3 protein-coding genes are annotated in these 2,526 nt (G+C 58.8%); 1 reads left to right on the top strand and 2 read right to left on the bottom strand.

Annotation, left to right across the window (positions count from 1 at the left end; genetic code table 11):
* Positions 1-100: 100 nt before the first annotated feature.
* Positions 101-1,096 (bottom strand): aldo/keto reductase, encoded by a 996-nt coding sequence (locus ACXRVY_RS23870; protein ID WP_458238414.1) that lies wholly within the window; start codon positions 1,094-1,096, stop codon positions 101-103.
* Positions 1,097-1,213: 117 nt separating this feature from the next.
* On the opposite strand from ACXRVY_RS23870, the gene ACXRVY_RS23865 reads away from it, so the two are divergent.
* Positions 1,214-2,137, top strand: coding sequence for a LysR family transcriptional regulator (locus tag ACXRVY_RS23865; protein WP_223463111.1), 924 nt, complete (start codon positions 1,214-1,216; stop codon positions 2,135-2,137).
* Positions 2,138-2,144: 7 nt separating this feature from the next.
* Here ACXRVY_RS23865 and ACXRVY_RS23860 read toward each other — a convergent pair whose 3' ends face one another.
* Positions 2,145-2,282, bottom strand: a complete 138-nt coding sequence (locus ACXRVY_RS23860) for a hypothetical protein (protein ID WP_178086788.1) — start codon at positions 2,280-2,282, stop codon at positions 2,145-2,147.
* Positions 2,283-2,526 lie beyond the last annotated feature (244 nt).

Below are 2,526 nucleotides of genomic sequence, written 5' to 3'. Positions count from 1 at the left end.
TCGTAGATCAACGCTGTCAGGCTGATGAGGGATGCATTACAAAATCGTCAGGTTGGAATGTTGCCCGGCCCGCCCGGTTCATCGAACGGGCCGGTGACCCTTAGCGGTCGAGCAGTTTCATGACTTCTTCCGGATAACGCAGGCCTGCGGTGGCATTCGCCGGAAAGATCGCTTCCAGCGCGTGCAGTTCTTCGGCGTTCAGCGTCACATCCAGAGCAGCCACGTTTTCTTCCAGATATTTACGTTGCTTGGTGCCCGGAATCGGAATCAGGTAATCACCCTGGGCCAGCACCCACGCCAGCGCCAGTTGGCCCGCCGTCACGCCTTTTTCTGCCGCCAGCGCTTGTACCTGTTGCAGCAGCAGCAGGTTTTTCGCGAAGTTTTCGCCCTGGAAGCGCGGGCTGAAGCRACGATAATCGTCCGCCGCGAAATCATCCGGGCTTTTCAAAGCGCCGGTCAGAAAGCCTCGGCCCAACGGGCTATAGGGCACAAAGGCGACGCCCAGACGCTGGCAGGCCGCCAGGCAACCGTTTTCTTCCTGGTCACGGCTCCACAATGAATATTCACTTTGCAACGCACTGATCGGATGAACCTTGTGCGCCCGTTCCAGGGTCGCCACCGATGCCTCGCTCAATCCCAGGTAACGCACCTTGCCGGCACTGACCAGTTCGGCCATGGCGCCGACGGTTTCCTCGATAGCCACCTGTGGGTCGATTCGGTGCTGGTAATACAGGTCGAGGGTCTCCACGCCGAGGCGTTTCAAGCTGCCATCGATGGATTGGCGAATGTAGTCCGGCCGACCGTTGACGCCCCGGGCGGTGGGGTTGGCCGGGTCGCGGACGATCCCGAATTTGCTGGCCAGGAACACCTGGTCGCGCTTGCCGGCAATGGCCTTGCCAATCAGTTCTTCATTGGTGTGCGGGCCGTACATATCGGCGGTATCGAGCAGGTTGACGCCCAGTTCCAGCGCGCGATGCAGGGTGGCCGTGGCTTCGCGGGTATCCGTGCCGGTGGTGTAGAAGTCGGTCATGCCCATGCAGCCCAGGCCGATGGCCGACACCTGCGGACCGTTTTTTCCCAATTGACGTGTGTGCATGAAATCAGCTCCCTGTGAAGTGAGTCGCTATTGTTCGTCTCGACAGAAACTAGATAAACCGGCTAAATCGGCTATCACTATTCGTTAAATCTAAACAATCTGCCGGTGGAGCCAGCAATGGACCGTTTCAACGCCATGCGCGTCTTTACCCGAATCGTCGAGTTGGGTGGCTTTGCCAGGGCCGCCGACAGCCTGCAATTGCCCCGGGCCTCGGTGACCATCCTGATCAAGCAACTGGAGGCACATCTGGGGGTACAACTGCTGCAACGCACCACGCGGCAGATCAGCCTGACGCTCGACGGTGCGGCCTATTACCCGCGTTGCGTGCGCTTGCTGGCGGATCTTGAAGAGACTGAAGCGGTGTTCAGTGCTGCACGCCACAATCCCAAGGGGCTGTTGCGGGTGGACATGCCGGCGGGAGTGGGGCGCCTGGTAGTGATTCCGGCGCTGCCGCAATTCACGGCCCGCTATCCCTTGATCGAGCTGGAAATAGGTTTGAATGACCGGCCGGTGGACCTGATTCGCGAAGGTGTCGATTGTGTGTTGCGCGGAGGCTCGCCGCTGGACGATTCGCTGGTGGCACGGCCGCTGGTGATGATGGATCAGGTGACCTGTGCCAGTCCCGACTACCTGCAGCGGCACGGAACGCCCCATACCTTGGACGACCTGGACGGGCACCGGATGGTCGAGTACATCTCCAGCAACGCAAAACGCTATGGGCTGGAGTTTGTCGTGGATGGCCAGGTGCGGTCGGTCGATCTGCCCAAGCAGGTGGCGGTCAACAGTGCCGATGGTTATCTGGCAGCGTGCGAGGCCGGATATGGTCTGGTGCAGACGCCGTACTATCACGTGGCGCGGCAACTGCAGGAGGGATGCTTGTGTGAAGTGCTTGGAGAAGTGCCGCCACCGGGCATGCCGATGACGGCGCTTTATCCGCCGCACCGCCAGTTATCCCGGCGGGTGCGTGTGTTTGTCGATTGGCTGGTGGAGCTGTGTGCCCAGCCCGGCAATGACTTCTATCGAAAGGATTCAGGACGTTGAATGGCTGTTAACGATGTTGGTAGTAACCCGGTCCGCGATGGTCGTAGTGGTGATGGTGGTGCCAGCCCCCGTAGGGGTAAACAATGCAACCGCTCAAGGTCAGGATGGCCAGCAGAGGCATCAGCAATGTGATTCGACGCAACATGTGAAAGTCCTCATGGTTATCGCCGTTATGAAGCCAAAACTCTTCATCGGCTGTAACATGAGACCCCCGCTCGTAGTTGTTTATCCCCGAAACAGGGTAGGCACTTGGCATGCGTATCGATACAAACCGGATACATTTTCAGATTCAGGAACCTGCAATGACTCAGTCGCAACGTTTGAAATACTCGATTCTGATCTCCCTGGTGGTGCTGGGGATCATGTTTGGCCTTTCCTGGTTGCAGAAC

It is taken from the genome of Pseudomonas sp. P5_A2_2, assembly GCF_054177685.1.
Note: the sequence above shows the minus strand (reverse complement) of the source record. Positions and strands in the feature narration are given on the sequence as shown.

Bases quoted from the DNA above. Each gene is read 5' to 3' on its own strand.
- ACXRVY_RS23865 (WP_223463111.1), top strand. From the start codon at position 1,214: ATGGACCGTTTCAACGCCATGCGCGTCTTTACCCGAATCGTCGAGTTG.
- ACXRVY_RS23860 (WP_178086788.1), bottom strand. From the start codon at position 2,282: ATGTTGCGTCGAATCACATTGCTGATGCCTCTGCTGGCCATCCTGACC.